General features: G+C 63.2%; 10 protein-coding genes and 1 pseudogene. 6 read left to right on the top strand and 5 right to left on the bottom strand.

Going from position 1 to position 16,377, the window contains the following annotated elements:
- Positions 1 to 2,637, bottom strand: coding sequence for a type I DNA topoisomerase (gene topA / locus AC1D1N_RS24405; RefSeq protein WP_477351553.1), 2,637 nt, complete (start codon positions 2,635 to 2,637; stop codon positions 1 to 3).
- 331 nt (positions 2,638 to 2,968) lie between these two features.
- A complete protein-coding gene (locus tag AC1D1N_RS24400; protein WP_477351551.1) occupies positions 2,969 to 3,346 on the bottom strand; it encodes a COG4315 family predicted lipoprotein in 378 nt (125 codons plus the stop codon).
- A 218-nt stretch (positions 3,347 to 3,564) separates the two neighbouring features.
- On the opposite strand from AC1D1N_RS24400, the gene AC1D1N_RS24395 reads away from it, so the two are divergent.
- Positions 3,565 to 4,314 (top strand): cytochrome c biogenesis CcdA family protein, encoded by a 750-nt coding sequence (locus AC1D1N_RS24395; protein WP_477351549.1) that lies wholly within the window; start codon positions 3,565 to 3,567, stop codon positions 4,312 to 4,314.
- A gap of 297 nt (positions 4,315 to 4,611) precedes the next feature.
- Here the strand turns inward: AC1D1N_RS24395 and AC1D1N_RS24390 are convergent, their stop codons facing one another.
- Complete coding sequence (locus AC1D1N_RS24390) at positions 4,612 to 5,061, bottom strand: universal stress protein (protein ID WP_352557565.1); 450 nt, start codon at positions 5,059 to 5,061, stop codon at positions 4,612 to 4,614.
- A 334-nt stretch (positions 5,062 to 5,395) separates the two neighbouring features.
- On the opposite strand from AC1D1N_RS24390, the gene glmU reads away from it, so the two are divergent.
- On the top strand, positions 5,396 to 6,766 hold the full coding sequence (gene glmU / locus AC1D1N_RS24385; protein WP_477351547.1) for a bifunctional UDP-N-acetylglucosamine diphosphorylase/glucosamine-1-phosphate N-acetyltransferase GlmU: 1,371 nt from the start codon (positions 5,396 to 5,398) through the stop codon (positions 6,764 to 6,766).
- A 3-nt stretch (positions 6,767 to 6,769) separates the two neighbouring features.
- Here the strand turns inward: glmU and AC1D1N_RS24380 are convergent.
- Positions 6,770 to 7,134: pseudogene (locus tag AC1D1N_RS24380) on the bottom strand (ADP-ribosylation/crystallin J1).
- A gap of 208 nt (positions 7,135 to 7,342) precedes the next feature.
- On the opposite strand from AC1D1N_RS24380, the gene glmS reads away from it, so the two are divergent.
- Positions 7,343 to 9,166: a glutamine--fructose-6-phosphate transaminase (isomerizing) gene (gene glmS / locus AC1D1N_RS24375; RefSeq protein ID WP_477351545.1), complete on the top strand. Its 1,824-nt coding sequence runs from the start codon at positions 7,343 to 7,345 to the stop codon at positions 9,164 to 9,166.
- Positions 9,167 to 9,259: 93 nt separating this feature from the next.
- Positions 9,260 to 10,018, top strand: coding sequence for a DUF502 domain-containing protein (locus tag AC1D1N_RS24370; protein ID WP_352557568.1), 759 nt, complete (start codon positions 9,260 to 9,262; stop codon positions 10,016 to 10,018).
- On the opposite strand, the gene recG is transcribed toward AC1D1N_RS24370, so the two are convergent.
- Positions 9,970 to 12,078, bottom strand: coding sequence for an ATP-dependent DNA helicase RecG (gene recG / locus AC1D1N_RS24365; protein WP_436260159.1), 2,109 nt, complete (start codon positions 12,076 to 12,078; stop codon positions 9,970 to 9,972). The genes AC1D1N_RS24370 and recG overlap by 49 nt on opposite strands.
- A gap of 357 nt (positions 12,079 to 12,435) precedes the next feature.
- Here recG and AC1D1N_RS24360 point away from each other — a divergent pair, with 357 nt between their 5' ends.
- Entirely contained in the window at positions 12,436 to 12,723 is a 288-nt protein-coding gene (locus AC1D1N_RS24360; protein ID WP_436260158.1) for a succinate dehydrogenase assembly factor 2, read from the top strand.
- 71 nt (positions 12,724 to 12,794) lie between these two features.
- Complete coding sequence (mfd, locus tag AC1D1N_RS24355; RefSeq protein ID WP_477351542.1) at positions 12,795 to 16,292, top strand: transcription-repair coupling factor; 3,498 nt, start codon at positions 12,795 to 12,797, stop codon at positions 16,290 to 16,292.
- Positions 16,293 to 16,377 lie beyond the last annotated feature (85 nt).

Here is a 16,377-nt window from a genome sequence, read left to right as displayed (position 1 = left end):
CTATCCCTTTTTCTTCGCCGCCGGCTTCTTGGTCGCCGACTTCTTGGCTGTGGTTTTCTTGGCTGCAGGCGCCTTGGCCGCTGCCGCCTTGCGGAATGGCTTCTTGCCGCCACCGCCCTTGGCTTCCTTCTCGGCAATCAACGCCAGCGCGTCCTCGACCGTCACCGACTGTGGATCCTTGCCCTTGGGCAGGGTCGCATTGACCTTGCCGTAATTGACGTAAGGTCCGTATTTGCCGTCGCGCACGACGATCTTGCCGCCGCCGTCGGGATGGTCGCCGAGCTCCTTGAGTGCTGCGGCAGTGCCGCCATTGCGGCCGCCTTTGCCCTTCAGCTGCTTCTCGGCGATGACCGACACGGCGCGGTTGAGGCCGATCGAGAACACGTCCTCGATGCTGTCTACATTGGCATAGGTGCCGTCATGCAGCACGAACGGACCGTAGCGGCCGAGCCCGGCCGAGATCATCTTGCCCGACTCCGGATGCTTGCCGACATCGCGCGGCAAAGAGAGCAAAGCGAGCGCCTTCTCATGGTCGATTGTATCCGGCGTCCAACCCTTGGGCAGGCTGGAGCGCTTGGCTTCCTTGCCGTCGCCGCGCTGGATATAGGGGCCGAAGCGGCCTGAGCGCAGTGTGATTTCCTCTGATGTGTAGGGGTCCTTGCCCAGTACCTTGGTGCCGTCCTCGCCGCCGCCATTCTCGCCATTCGGGTTGGCGGCGTCGCCGAGCTGGCGGGTGAACGAGCATTCCGGATAGTTCGAGCAGCCGACGAAGGCGCCGAACTTGCCGAGCTTCAGAGACAGATTGCCGGTGCCGCATTTCGGGCAGATGCGCGGATTGGAACCGTCTTCGCGGGCGGGGAACACCAGCGGCGCCAGTTCCTCGTTCAGCGCGTCGAGCACGTCGGTGACGCGCAGTTCCTTGATGTCGGCGACCGCGCCGGAAAAATCCTTCCAGAAGTCGCGCAGCACGTCCTTCCAGGCGAGCTTGCCGTCGGAAATCTCGTCGAGCTTTTCCTCAAGCGATGCGGTGAAGTCATATTCGACATAGCGCTCGAAGAAGCTTTCGAGAAAGGCCGACAACAGCCGGCCCTTGGCCTGCGGCACCAGCCGGCGCTTGTCGATGGTGACGTAGTCACGGTCTTCCAGCGTCTTCAGGATCGCGGTGTAGGTCGACGGCCTGCCTATGCCGAGCTCTTCCAGTTTCTTGATCAGCGACGCCTCGGAATAGCGCGGCGGTGGCTCGGTGGTGTGCTGGGTGGCGTTGATGGCCTGGCGAGCGAGCTGCTCGCCGGCGCGAATCTCGGGCAGGCGGCGGTTTTCCTCGTCCTCCGCGTCATCGTCCTTCTGGTCGGTGTAGGCGGCAATGAAGCCGTCGAAGCGGACGACCGAACCGACGGCGCGAAGCTCCGCCGTGCGCGCGCCGTTGACCGCCTCGATTTCGACCGTGGTGCGCTCGATCTCGGCCGACTGCATCTGGCTGGCGATGGCGCGCTTCCAGATCAGCTCGTAAAGCCGCAGCTGATCGGAATCGAGATACTGCCTGACCGAAGCCGGGGTGCGCATGAAATCGGTCGGGCGGATCGCCTCGTGTGCTTCCTGGGCGTTCTTGGCCTTGGTCGTGTACTGACGCGGCTTTTCCGGCAGATATTTGGGGCCGAATTCCTTGGCGATGGCGTCACGGGCGGCGTCGATCGCCTCGGGCGCCATCTGCACGCCGTCGGTTCGCATATAGGTGATCAGGCCGGTGGTCTCGCCGCCGATCTCCATGCCTTCATAGAGGCGCTGCGCCACCTGCATGGTGCGCGTGGCCGAAAAGCCGAGGCCCGACGAGGCCGCCTGCTGCAGCGTCGAGGTGGTGAAGGGCGGGCCGGGATTGCGCCGGGTCGGCTTGGCTTCCACCGACAGCGCCTTAAAGGTTGCGCCCTCAAGCATGCCCTTGATGTCGTCGGCCTGCGCCTTGTTGGCGATATCGAGCTTCTGCAGCTTCTTGCGCTCGAAAGCGGTCAGCCGCGCCTCGAAATTCTCGTTGCGCGGCGTGCCCAGCAGAGCGGCGATCTGCCAGTATTCCTCGCGAATGAACCGCTCGATTTCGGATTCGCGGTCGCAGACCAGACGCAGCGCCACCGACTGGACACGGCCGGCCGAGCGAGCGCCCGGCAATTTGCGCCACAGCACCGGCGACAGTGTGAAGCCGACGAGATAGTCGAGCGCCCGGCGGGCGAGATAGGCATCGACCAGCGGTCCATCGATCTGGCGCGGATTGGCCATCGCTTCCAGCACCGACGATTTGGTGATGGCGTTGAAGACGACGCGGCTGACCGGCTTGTCCTTCAACGCGCGCTTCTGCTTCAGAACTTCCAGCACGTGCCAGGAGATGGCTTCGCCCTCGCGATCCGGGTCGGTGGCGAGGATCAGCCCATCGGCGTCCTTGACCGCCTTGGCGATGTCGGCGAGCCGCTTTCCGGATGCGGTGTCGACCGCCCAGGACATGGCGAAATCCTCGTCCGGACGCACCGAGCCATCCTTGGCCGGCAGATCGCGGACATGGCCGAACGAGGCCAGAACCTTATAGTTCTTGCCGAGGTACTTGTTGATTGTCTTTGCCTTGGCCGGCGATTCGACGACGACGACGTCCATGAGTTCTCATATCAGCTGTGGTGCGGCAGAAGGATTCCGCTGCGCGCGACGAAATCTCGTTCTATTTGCCGCTCACATGGCCGCGCTTTTGCATCCGGTCAAGGGGAGGCGGCCAAATTGCCGGCACGTCTGACGCAATACACTCTAAGAGTGTATGGAGAAAATCACAGAATTCGGGGACGTCCGGTTTGGGCGTCAAGTCTTGCGCAAACGACACGGAGGTTGCGCGTGGTCCGTCTTTGCAAGGTGCCGCAAAACGAAACCGGCCGCCGGGTCGCTTGGAGCCGGCAGCCAGAGTCCCGCCGGTCAGGCGCGGGAGAGATTCGAACGATCAGTCGGCCTTGACGATGTGCCAGACTTCGCCGACGCCGTCGCCGGTGACGTCACCAGCCTTCTTGTCCTTGATGAAGGTGTAGACCGGCTTGCCGTCATAGGCCCACATCTTGGTGCCGTCGGTGCGGTCGACGATGGTCCATTCGTCGTCCGGCTTGGCGCCATCTTCGGCCTTCAGCGGCGGCCAGTTGGTGGCGCATTTATCGTAGCAATTGCTCTTGCCCTTCTCGTCCTTGTCATAGGTATAGAGCGTCATGCCGTTGGCATCGGTGTAGATCTTGGTGCCGTTGACTTCGGCTTCCTTCCAGGCTTCGGCGGCGAAGGATGCAGCGGTGCTGAGCAAAAGCGCGGCCAGGCCAACAGTGATCGTTTTCATGGAAATCTCCCTGGGTATCCGAAGAAGCGCGCAGAAATCGCGGCTTCGCTCTGTGAACGCTAGGCGAGGGGCGTTTCTTCCCTGGCTTGGTCATCTGACGATGGGCCGGTAACAATTCCTCCGGCCGAGCCGTACCTGTAGCCAAATGCCACACGATGGTGATTGGCGAACATAGTTTTGCATCGCTATATCGGCGCCAGCGAATTTGGAGTTTCGGGATGGCATTGGACATCGGCTATGTCAGCGCGGTCGGGGCGGGGGCCATCTCGTTCCTGTCACCGTGCGTGCTGCCGCTGGTGCCGCCCTACCTCTGTTACATGGCCGGCGTGTCGGTCGACGACTTTCGCGGCGACAATGCCGGCGTAACCGCCAAGGCCGGCGCGCGCGGGGCATTGCTTTATTCTTCCATCGCCTTCGTGCTCGGTTTTTCCACCGTCTTTGTCGCGCTCGGCGCCGGGGCCTCGACCATAGGCCATTGGCTGCGTGTCTGGCAGGAGCAGCTGGCGATGGCGGCCGGCGTGCTGATCATCTTGATGGGGCTGAATTTCCTCGGCATCTTGCGCATTCCACTTTTGTCGCGCGAGGCGCGCTTCCAGTCGCAAGGCAAGCCGGCCAGCATGGTCGCCGCCTATGTCATGGGCCTGGCCTTCGCCTTCGGCTGGACGCCGTGCATCGGCCCGGTGCTGGGGCCGATCCTGACACTGGCCGGCGGCCGCGAGACGGTGGGCGAAGGCGCGCTGCTGCTCGCCGCCTATTCGCTCGGCCTCGGCATCCCGTTCCTGATCGCGGCGCTGTTTTCCGGCGCCTTCATGCGTTTCCTCGGCAAATTCCGCGTCCATCTCGGCCGTGTCGAAAAAGCCATCGGCGCGCTGCTGGTCGTCGCCGGCGTGTTCTTCCTCACCGGTGGGGTGCAGACGGTGTCGTACTGGCTGTTGGAGAATTTCCCGGTGCTGGGACGGCTGGGATAGGTGCTCAAAAGTGGTGTTGTCAGACTACTTGGCATCGTCCTTTCGATCCCAAACATCAGTAATGATCCCCTCAAGTGAAGATTGATCGAAAATTCATTGTTGGTGTTTATCTCAATGCTAGCTCTAGCTTCCAGTGAGATAGACTATGCATTGCTATAGAACTGTTCATAATACGTTGAGATCGCCTCGGCCAGAATCTCTCCTGCATTACCGCTGTGGTACGAACTTCTGCTTGGGTGTGGAAATGTAGCGGCGCGAGCGCATTGGGAGTTGGCACACGGCAACACGCGACCAACTCTACGAACGGTGAACAAGCACAGGGATGTTGCTGTGCGTCAGCACCTTGAGCGTTACGCTTCCGAGCAGCACTGCCGATATCCCACTTCGCCTATGTGATGACATGACGATGAGATCGCAGCCCCTGGCTTCAGCCGTTTCGATGATAGCGGCGAAGCAATGCTCATGCTTGATGTGGACAGTCTCGAAGGACACCTGACTGGCTGCCGCGACGGCTGCGGCGGAAGCGAGATACTCCTCCGCCTTTCCATGCAAAAACTTATGAATGAATTCGGCCGCCCCAGGGATCTCGACGACTGGCGTGGGGTCGGATGCGACCGAATGCAACGGGGCTTCCACCGTAAGAATAGTTACTTGTGCGTTCAGGGCCGCGGCGAGGCCAACGCCGTGCGCAACGGCATTCTCGGATCTTTCCGAGCCATCGGTGGGGATCAGGATATGATGATACATCTTGTGCCACACGGATCGAATGCAACGTCCCCAAAGTCGGGCAACAGCCAATTATGCCACATCATTCGTGCGGATCGTAGCTTGCTCACCCCCTAAGTAACTGGCAGTTCCTAGTCGTCTGGTTGCCATTTGGTTGCACCATTTTTTGGTGCATTCCCGAATCTCCACCAAGCCTTTGGAAAGATTGGTGGGTGCGCACAGGATTGAACTGTGGACCCGCTGATTAAGAGTCAGCTGCTCTATGGTCTCACCGGAATTTAACCGCATTGATGCAGCATGGCGCCAGATGCTACCACTCTGCGATTCCTGATCCCCTTCATACGGTTGTCCTTCCATGAGCCTGAGATCCTGCCTGTCCGTCATCCTCGCCGCCGGCGAAGGCACGCGCATGAAGAGCGCGCTGCCGAAGGTGTTGCACCAGATCGCCGGGCTTCCGATGGTCGCGCATGTGGTGAAGGCAGCGGAAGCCGCCGGCGCCGGCAGCCAGGCGCTGGTGATCGGCCATGGCGCCGATGAGATGCGCAAGGCGACGGCGAAATTCGCGCCCAAGGCCGAGACTTTCCTGCAGGAGAAGCGCTTGGGCACCGCGCATGCCGTGCTGGCCGCGCGCGATGCGATATCAAAGGGTTATGACGATATTCTCGTGATGTTTGGCGACACGCCGCTGATCGAGGCCGAGGCGCTCGCGAACGCGCGGCAAAAGCTGGCCGAAGGAGCCGCTGTGGTGGTGATCGGGTTCCGTCCGCCCAACCCGACCGGCTATGGCCGGCTGATCGAAACAGGCGGCAAGCTCAACGCCATCCGCGAAGAGAAGGATTGCAGCGCCGAGGAGAAAAAGATCGGCTTTTGCAATGCCGGCATGATGGCGGTGGCCGGCAAGCATGCGCTCGATCTGCTCGACCGGGTCGGCAACAAAAACGCCAAGGACGAGTATTATCTGACCGACATCGTCGAGATCGCCGGCGCGAAAGGCCTTGATGTCGTTGCCACTGAAGCCAGCTTCGAGAGCGCGCTCGGCATCAACAATCGGGCCGAGCTGGCGCAGGCAGAAGGCATCTGGCAACAGCGTCGGCGGCACGAGGTTATGCTGTCCGGCGTTACGCTGATTGCGCCCGAAAGCGTGTATTTCTCGCATGACACGGAAATCGGCGCCGACACCATCGTCGAACCCAATGTCTGGTTCGGCCCGGGCGTGAAGATCGCTGGCGGCGTGAAAATCCACGCCTTCAGTCACATCGAGGGCGCAACCATTGCCTCCAACTGTGACGTCGGGCCGTTCGCGCGGTTGCGGCCGGGCGCCGATCTCCGCAACAAGGCCAAGGTCGGCAATTTCTGCGAGGTCAAGCAGGCGGTTATCGAGGAAGGCGCCAAGGTCAACCATCTGACCTATATCGGCGACGCACGAGTGGGTGCGGGCGCCAATATCGGCGCCGGCACCATCACCTGCAACTATGATGGCTACTCGAAATTCTTCACCGATATCGGCGAGGGCGCCTTCATCGGCTCAAACTCGTCGCTGGTGGCGCCGGTGACCATCGGCAAAGGCGGCTACATCGCCTCGGGCAGCGTGATCACCCAAAGCGTGCCCGACGATGCGCTGGCTTTTGGCCGCGCCCGCCAGAAGACGATCCCCGGCAAGGGCAAGGAATTGCGCGAGCGCTTTGCTTCGGCTGCGGCGAAAAAGAAAGCCGCTGCCGACCACTAGCGGTCAGTCGGTAGCAACCTTGCCGAAGCTGGCCGTCACCTCGATCCGGCCGACGATCGCCTTGTTGAAATCGGCGAGGTCTTCGGCCGGAATCCAGTATTCCAGATGCGCCCTGCTGCCGGCATGTTCGACTTTATAGCGGTCGAGGACGCTTTTCAGCACGTCGAAGCGGGTGACGAATCCCGAGCCGCTGGCCGGCACGTTCCAGTCGCGCGCGATCTGAGTCGCATAGGCCTCGGTCAAAACCGGATAGAAAATCGGCTGGTCGGCAGGCGCGGCGGGAATTCCCGCATCCCTGACGCCTTGATCAATTCCAGTTCCTTCGGTCCGACAGGACGCCAGAGTGTGACGGTGGCTTGGCTCATCATGGCCGGACCTTAGCCAGATATTGCGAAAACGAGAACCAGACGCCTGAAAAATCGAGTGATTGCAGTAACCGGATTGCAAGAGCGGTCTGCCATGGTGCAGCGGGTTGACAAGCGTTCCGTTACACCAGACGAAACGCAAAGTGACTTTCGCGGCGGGCCGGCAATCCCTAGATAGCGCTGGTTTTCCATGGGAATCGGGGGCAGGCGCATGTGCGGTATCGTCGGAATTGTCGGCCAGCACCAGGTCGCGCCGCTCATTGTCGACGCTTTGAAACGGCTGGAGTATCGCGGCTATGACTCGGCCGGTGTCGCCACCGTCGAGAAAGGCGCGCTCGGGCGACGCCGCGCCGAAGGCAAGCTGATCAACCTCGAACGGCGGCTGAAGGACGAGCCGCTCGATGGCACGATCGGCATCGGCCACACGCGCTGGGCCACCCATGGCGTGCCCAATGAGACCAACGCGCATCCGCATTTTTCCAACGGCGTCGCCATCGTCCACAACGGCATCATCGAGAATTTCGCCGAACTGCGTGACGAATTGATCCGCGATGGCTACGTCTTCTCGTCGCAGACCGACACCGAGGTCGTGGCGCATCTGGTGGCGCGGGAACTGGCCAAAGGGCTGAAGCCGGTCGAGGCCGCGCACCAGGCGCTGAAGCGGCTGGAAGGCGCCTTTGCGCTGGCCATCATGTTCACGGGCGACGAGGACCTCATCGTTGGCGCCCGCAACGGCCCGCCTCTGGCCGTCGGCCATGGCGACGGCGAGATGTTTCTGGGCTCCGACGCCATCGCGCTCGCACCGTTCACCAATTCGATCACCTATCTCGAAGACGGCGACTGGGCGGTGGTGCGCCGCAACGGCGTCACCATCTTCGACATCGACGGCAAAAAGGTCGATCGCAAGCGCCAGCAGTCGCTGTCGACCAGTTTCATGGTCGACAAGGGCAACCGCCGCCATTTCATGGAGAAGGAAATCCATGAGCAGCCGGAAGTGATCTCGCACACGCTGGCGCATTATGTCGATTTCGTCTCCGGCGTGTCGAAGCCGCTGGAGCTGCCGTTCGATTTCGCCAAGATCGGCCGSYTGGCGATCTCGGCCTGCGGCACCGCCTATCTCGCCGGCCTGATCTCAAAATACTGGTTCGAGCGCTATGCGCGGCTGCCGGTCGACATCGATGTCGCCTCCGAATTCCGCTACCGCGAAATGCCGCTGTCGGCTGATGATGCCGCCTTCTTCATCTCGCAGTCGGGSGAGACCGCCGACACGCTTGCCTCRCTGCGCTAYTGCCGCAAGGCCGGCATGAAGATCGGCGCCATCGTCAATGTGCGCGAATCGACCATGGCGCGCGAATCCGATGTCGTGCTGCCGACGCTYGCCGGGCCGGAGATCGGCGTCGCCTCGACCAAGGCTTTCACYTGCCAGCTTTCGGTGCTGGCGTCGCTGGCGGTGCGCGCCGGCGTGGCGCGCGGCACGATCTCGAAGGACGAGGAGAAGACGCTGGTGCGCGCGCTTTCGGAAGCGCCGCGCTACGCCAACCARGTGCTGAAGCTCGAAGAGCAGATCGAGCGCATYGCGCGTGAAATCTCGCGCTACAAGGACGTGCTCTATCTCGGCCGCGACACCAATTTCCCACTGGCCATGGAAGGCGCGCTRAAGCTCAAGGAAATCTCCTACATCCACGCCGAAGGCTACGCCGCCGGCGAGCTGAAGCACGGCCCAATCGCGCTGATCGACGAGAACATGCCGGTGATCGTCATCGCGCCGCATGACCGCATCTTCGAAAAGACCGTGTCGAACATGCAGGAAGTGGCGGCGCGCGGCGGCAAGATCATCCTGATCACCGATGCCAAGGGCGCGGCGCAGGTCAGCGTCAAGACGATGGAGACCATCATCCTGCCCGACGTGCCGGAAATCATCTCGCCGATCATCTACGCGCTGCCGATCCAGATGCTGGCCTATTACGCCGCTGTCTTCATGGGCACCGACGTCGACCAGCCGCGCAATCTGGCGAAATCGGTGACGGTGGAGTAGTCAGCGCTCATAGGCGGTCTTTAAAAACTTCGCAGTTCCAAAGCGCCTTCCGCTTCACTAATGTTGCGCTGCAACCCGCGCCTCCGGTGAATCATGTCCGATGCTCCCAGAACTTCAGGCATGACCCGGCTGAGGAACTATTTCCTCACAGGCTTCATCGTCTGCGCGCCGCTGGCGATCACTGCCTATATCGCCTGGTCGTTCGTCGGCTGGGTCGATTCCTGGGTGAAACCGTATATTCCGGCGCGCTACAGCCCCGACACCTATCTGCCGTTTCCGGTTCCGGGTTTCGGCCTGATCGTGGCGCTCATCCTGATCACGCTGATCGGCTTCATGACCGCCAACATCGTCGGCCGCGCCATCGTCAATTTCGGCGAGCGGCTGCTGGGCCGCATGCCGCTGGTGCGCGGCATTTATGGTTCGCTGAAGCAGATTTTCCAGACGGTGCTGTCGAACAAGGGCGACATGTTCCGCCAGGTCGGGCTGGTCGAATATCCGCGCAAGGGCGTCTGGTCGCTGGTCTTCGTCGCCAGCGAGAAGGAGACCGAGATCAACCAGAAGCTCGACCGGGAGGGCGACCCGATGATCGCCGTGTTCATGCCGTGCACACCGAACCCGACCACCGGCTTCCTGATGTATGTGCTGAAATCCGACATTGTGTTGCTCGACATGACGATCGAGGACGGCGCCAGACTGATCGTTTCGGCCGGCCTGGTAGCGCCCGAGGTCAAGACCAGGCTCGTCGACCTCAACGGTGAGCCGCTCGAGAGCGCACTTGCCAACCCTTCGGTCGAAGCCCTGGCTCAGCCGGCGCGCAAGAGCCGCACCGCCTCGTCGCGGCCAAACAAGTAAAGCAACAGCCTCAGCGCTTCGCCGCGTTCGGATTGCAGTTCCGGATCGCGCGACAGGATCAGCCGCGCATCGTCGCGGGCGGCTTCCAAGAGGTCGGCATGCGCCTCGATGCGCGCTACCTGGAAACCCGGCGTGCCGGACTGGCGGGTGCCAAGCAGCTCGCCTTCGCCGCGCAGTTTCAGATCCTCCTCGGCGATCAAAAAACCGTCTTCGGTCTCGCGCATCACCGACAGCCTACGCTTTGCCGTCTCGCCGAGCGGGTCCTTGTAGAGCAGCACACAGGAGGAGGGCTTGTCGCCGCGCCCGACGCGGCCGCGCAGCTGGTGCAGTTGCGCCAGACCAAAACGCTCGGCATGCTCGATGACCATGATCGTGGCATCCGGCACGTCGACGCCGACTTCGATCACCGTGGTGGCGATCAGGATGCGGGTCTCGCCGACCTTGAAGGCGCGCATCGCCTCGTCCTTTTCGGCGCCCTTCATGCGGCCATGGACGAGGCCGATGCGGTCGCCGAACAAAGGTTGCAGCGAGGCAAAACGGTCCTCGGCCGACATCAGCTTGATCTCTTCGGATTCCTCGACCAGCGGGCAGATCCAGTAGATCTTCTGGCCGTCAGCAACGGCGTCGAGCATGCGGCCGACCAGTTCGTCCAGCCGCTCCAGCGGCAGAGTGACGGTACGGATCGGCTGGCGGCCGACCGGTTTTTCCGTCAGCTTGGAGACGTCCATGTCGCCGAAAGCGGTCAGCACCAGAGTGCGCGGGATCGGAGTCGCCGTCATCACCAGCATGTCGGGCGCGTCGCCCTTGGCGGTGATGGCAAGCCGCTGGTGGACGCCGAAGCGGTGTTGCTCGTCGACGACGGCAAAGACGAGGTCGTGATAGGTCACCGTTTCCTGAAACAGCGCATGGGTGCCGACGACGATGTCGATGTCGCCGCTGGCAAGGCCTGCCAGCGTTTCGGTGCGCTCGCGGCCCTTCTCCCGGCCGGTCAGGATGGCGACACGCAGGCCGGCCTGTTCGGCCAGCGGCGTGATCGTTGCCAGATGCTGGCGCGCCAGGATTTCGGTCGGCGCCATCAGCGCTGCCTGTCCGCCGGCCTCGACGGCGCGCGCCATGGCAAGCAGCGCCACCACCGTCTTGCCGGAGCCGACATCGCCCTGCAGCAGGCGCAGCATGCGTTCGGGGTCGGCGAGATCGGCGTTGATTTCGGCGAGTGCGAATTCCTGGCTGCCGGTCAATGAATAGGGCAGGGCCGCACGCAGTTTCTCGACAATGCGGCCGTCGCCGATCAGCGGTCGGCCCGACAGGCGGCGCACTTTTGCCCGCACCAGCGCCAGCGACACCTGGCCGGCGAGAAATTCGTCATAGGCGAGGCGGCGCCATGCCGACCCCTCGATGGCGACATCGATCGGGTCCGAGGGATGATGGATGCCGGCGAGTGCGTCGCCAAAGGCCGGAAAAGTCTGCTTGCGCATGAAGGCACCGTCCTGCCATTCCGGCAACTCCGGCAGCCTTCCCAGCGCCTGGCCGATGGCGCGGCGCAGCACCTTGCCCGAAAGGCCGGCGGTGAGCGGATAGACCGGCTCGACCAGGGGCAGGGTTTCCGCTTCGCTGACCAGGGCGATATGGTCGGGATGGACCATGGTCGGGCGGCCGTTGAACCACTCCATGCGGCCGGAGACGACGACATGCTCGCCCACCGGCATCGCCTTTTCGAGATAGGCGGCATGGGCGTGGAAGAAGGTCAGCCCGATCTCGCCGGTGTCGTCATGGGCATAGACGCGGTAGGGCACCGAGCGGTTGCCGCGCGGCGGCGGCTGGTGACGGTCGATGCGCACGTCGAGCGTGACGATGGCGCCTGCCGGCGCGAGCGCGATGCCCGGCCGGTTGCGGCGGTCGATGACGGTGTGCGGCAGCACGAACAACAGGTCGCCGGCGCGTGCCGGCCGCTCGCCAAGATCGGCCGTCACGACCTTCTCGATCAGCGCGCCGACCTTCGGCCCGACGCCGGCAAGCGAGGTGATCGGGACGAACAGCGGATCGAGCAGGGAAGGTCGCATGCCTTACCCTCCCCCTTGTGGGGGTCCGTAGGACGGGCGAGACGCGTGGCTCGCCCCGGCAAGTCGATCCGCGAAGCGGAGCGGGGTGGGGGTCGGTGCGCGTCTAACTTTCGAGGAAGTCGGTAGGTCAGCGCCGTACCCCCATCCCGTCTCACCCGCTTCGCCTTGCGAAGCGTGCTCGCCGACCCTCCCCACAAGGGGGAGGGTGGCGCTCCGGCGATATCCGCCAGGACAGAGGGAGGTGTTGTCAGGAGCGTTGGCCACGTGCGGATGTTTAGACGCCCACCCGGCTGTTGCAAGGCTGACACCGCCCTCTATCCACGCTATATGCGCCGCACTAAGCGAGGATGCGGCACGATGACCGGGACGAAACGATCGAGCGAGGGGCTGGATATCAGGCGTCGCAAGTTGTTGTTCCGCTCCTGGCATCGCGGCATGCGCGAGATGGACCTTATCCTTGGCACCTTTGCCGATGCCGAGATCGGCGCCTTGACCGGCGACGAAATCGACCAATATGAAAGGCTCCTCGACATTCCCGACACCGAATTCCTGCCCATGGTCACCGGCGAGCGCCCGGTTCCCGGGGATGTCGACTGTGCCGTCCTGCAAAAGATCCTGGCATCGCGCCGGACCATGACATTCTGAACACAAGCAATTCCAGGAAAAGTGCGAAGCGGTTTTCCGTCCGGAATTGCGACAACCAAGACCGTGATTTCATGAGCCTCATTCCCAAAATCGGTCTGCCGAAAGGCCGCGCCGGCCAGTTCATCGTCGATGGCGTCGCCGACGGCTACGAAGCCTTTGCGCTGGTGCAGGCGATCCATGAGATCGCGCCTGACAAGCCCGTGCTGTTCGTTGCGCGCGACGGCCAGCGCCTGCCGGCGATCACGGAAGCACTGACTTTCGCTTCGCCCGGCCTGCCGGTGCTGGAGCTGCCGGCCTGGGACTGTCTGCCCTACGACCGCGTCTCGCCCGGTTCGGACGCCGCCGCCAAGCGGCTCGATGCGCTGACGGCGATGATCGCGCTGGCAAAAAAGCCGCATCGCGCGGTGATCCTGACCACGGCCAATGCGCTGCTGCAGCGCATCCCGCCGGCCGATCTGGTCGAAGCGCAGACCTTTCACGCCAGGCCCGGCAACCAGATCGACATGAACGCGCTGGTGTCGCGGCTGGAGATTTCCGGCTTCGAGCGTGTGCCGACGGTGCGCGGTATCGGCGAGTTCGCGGTGCGCGGCGGCATCCTCGACCTCTACGCGCCCGGCTGGACCGAGGCTCTTCGGCTCGACTTCTTCGGCGACACGCTGGAATCGATCCGCGTCTTCGATGCCGCCACCCAGCGCACCACCGGCCAGCGCAAGTCGATGGCGCTGCAAGCGATGAGCGAAGTGGCGCTGACGCCTGAAACCATCAGCCGCTTCCGCCGCTCCTATATCGAGGCCTTTGGCGCGCCGCAGCGCGACGACGGGCTCTATGCAGCCGTCAGCGAGGGCCGGCGCTTTGCCGGCATGGAGCATTGGCTGCCGCTCTTCTATGAGCGGCTGGAGACCGTGTTCGACTATCTGCCGAATGCGCCCGTCATCTTCGACCATCTGGCGCATGAGGCGCTGGCCGAGCGCCATACGCTGATCCTGGATCACTACGAAGCGCGCCGCAAACAAGCGGATGCCGCCTTGAAGGATGCCGTGCCCTACAAGCCGGTGGCGCCGGACTTGCTCTATCTCTCCCCGGAAAACCTCGTCGCGTCGCTTGGACCGCGCGAAGCCATCGACTTCACTGCCTTTGACGCGCCTGACGTCGGCGCCAAAAAGGTCTTCCATGGCGGTTCGCGCCATGGCCGCAGCTTTGCCGAGGAACGAGCCGACCCCAACGCCAACGTCTTCGACGTTGTCGTAAAGCACATTGCCAACGAGCGCGCGGCGCGCCGCCGCGTCATTGTCGCCGGCTGGACCGAAGGTTCGCTTGACCGTCTGGGCCAGATCCTGGCCGAGCATCATCTCGGCAATCTCGTGCCGGTAGCGACGCTGGCCGAGGTTGAAAAGCTCGAGCCCGGACAGGCCGCACTTGCGGTGCTGCCATTGGAATCCGGCTTCGAGACCGAACAGCTGGTCGTCATCGCCGAGCAGGACATTCTCGGCGACCGGCTGATCCGCCGTTCCAAGCGCAAGAAGCGCGCGTCCGACTTCATCGCCGAGGCGTCGTCGCTGTCGGCCGGCGATATCGTCGTCCACACCGACCACGGCATTGGCCGCTTCATCGGCCTGCGCACCATCGAGGCGGTCGGCGCGCCGCATGACTGCCTGGAGATCCACTATGCCGGCGACGACCGGCTGTTCCTGCCGGTGGAAAACATCGAGCTTCTGTCGCGCTACGGCTCGGATTCGGCGGAAGCATCGCTGGACAAGCTCGGCGGCGGCGCCTGGCAGTCGCGCAAGGCGCGGCTGAAGAAACGGCTGCTCGACATGGCCGGGCAGCTGATCCGCATCGCCGCCGAGCGGCAGATGCGCTCGGCCCCCACCATGGTGCCGGCGGAAGGGCTTTATGGCGAGTTCTCGGCGCGCTTCCCCTATGAGGAGACCGACGACCAGCAGGGCGCGATCGATTCCGTCATGGACGATCTCGGCGCCGGCAAGCCGATGGATCGGCTGATCTGCGGCGATGTCGGCTTCGGCAAGACCGAAGTGGCGCTGCGCGCCGCCTTCATCGCGGCGATGGAAGGGTTTCAGGTGGCGGTCGTCGTGCCGACGACGCTGTTGTCGCGCCAGCATTTCAAGACGTTTTCGCAGCGCTTCTCCGGCCTGCCGATCCGCGTCGCCCAAGCCTCGCGGCTGGTCGGCGCCAAGGAACTGGCGGAAACCAAGAAGGGCATCGCCGAGGGCCAGGTCGACATCGTCATCGGCACCCACGCGCTGCTGGGCTCGGCGATCTCGTTCAAGAATCTCGGCCTCTTGATCATCGACGAGGAGCAGCACTTTGGCGTCAAGCACAAGGAACGGCTGAAGGACCTCAAGACCGATGTCCATGTGCTGACGCTGTCGGCGACGCCGATCCCGCGCACCTTGCAGCTCGCCTTGACCGGCGTGCGCGAGCTGTCGCTGATCGCCACGCCGCCGGTCGACCGCATGGCAGTGCGCACCTTCATCTCGCCCTTCGATCCGTTGGTGATCCGCGAAACGCTGCTGCGCGAGCGCTATCGCGGCGGCCATTCCTTCTATGTCGTGCCGCGCATCAGCGATCTCGCCGAAATCCATGATTTCCTGCGGGAATCCGTGCCTGAGCTGAAAGTCGCGGTGGCCCACGGCCAGATGCCGCCCGGCGAGCTCGACGACATCATGAACGCCTTCTATGACGGCCAATACGACGTGCTTTTGTCGACGACCATTGTCGAATCCGGGCTGGATATCCCGACCGCCAACACGCTGATCATCCATCGCGCCGACATGTTCGGCCTGTCGCAGCTCTATCAGCTGCGCGGCCGTGTGGGCCGCTCCAAAGTGCGCGCCTACGCGCTGTTCACGCTCCCGGCCAACCGCAAGCTCACCGATACGGCCGAGCGCCGGCTGAAAGTGCTGCAGTCGCTGGACACGCTCGGCGCCGGCTTCCAACTCGCCAGCCATGACCTCGATATCCGCGGCGCCGGCAATCTTCTGGGCGAAGAACAGTCCGGCCACATCAAGGAGGTCGGCTTCGAACTCTACCAGCAGATGCTGGAAGAGGCTGTCGCCGAGGTGAAGGATTCCGGCGAGGTCCAGGATGGCGGCTGGTCGCCGCAGATCGCCGTCGGCACGGCAGTCATGATCCCGGAAAGCTACGTGCCGGACCTGCAGCTCAGGCTGGCGCTCTATCGCCGCCTTGGCGATCTCGAAAATACCGATGAGATCGATGCGTTCGGCGCCGAACTGATCGACCGCTTCGGTCCGCTGCCGGAAGAGGTGAAGCATCTCTTGAAGATCGTCTTCATCAAGGCGCTCTGCCGCAAGGCCAATGTCGAAAAGCTCGATGCCGGGCCAAAGGGTGTCGTCATCCATTTCCGCAAGCGCGAGTTCTCCAACCCGGTCGGGCTGGTCAAATACATCGGCGAACAGGGCTCGCTGGCCAAGATCAGGGCTGACCACAGCGTGGTCTTCATCCGCGACTGGCCGACAGCCGAGAAGCGTCTGGCGGGCTCGGCGGTCGTCATGACGCAGCTGGCGCGGTTGGTCGAGAAGGCGGCGTAGCCTGCCTGGCGCATTCGCCAGCACTTGAATTCCGGTCTAGAATAGGAAATCGGCTTCGTGTATGGAGCCGCGATCCCCATATGGG

The organism is Mesorhizobium sp. P2_B5 (assembly GCF_056404775.1).
The sequence above is the reverse complement of the archived record's forward strand: the minus strand, read 5'-3'. Positions and strand labels throughout refer to the sequence as shown.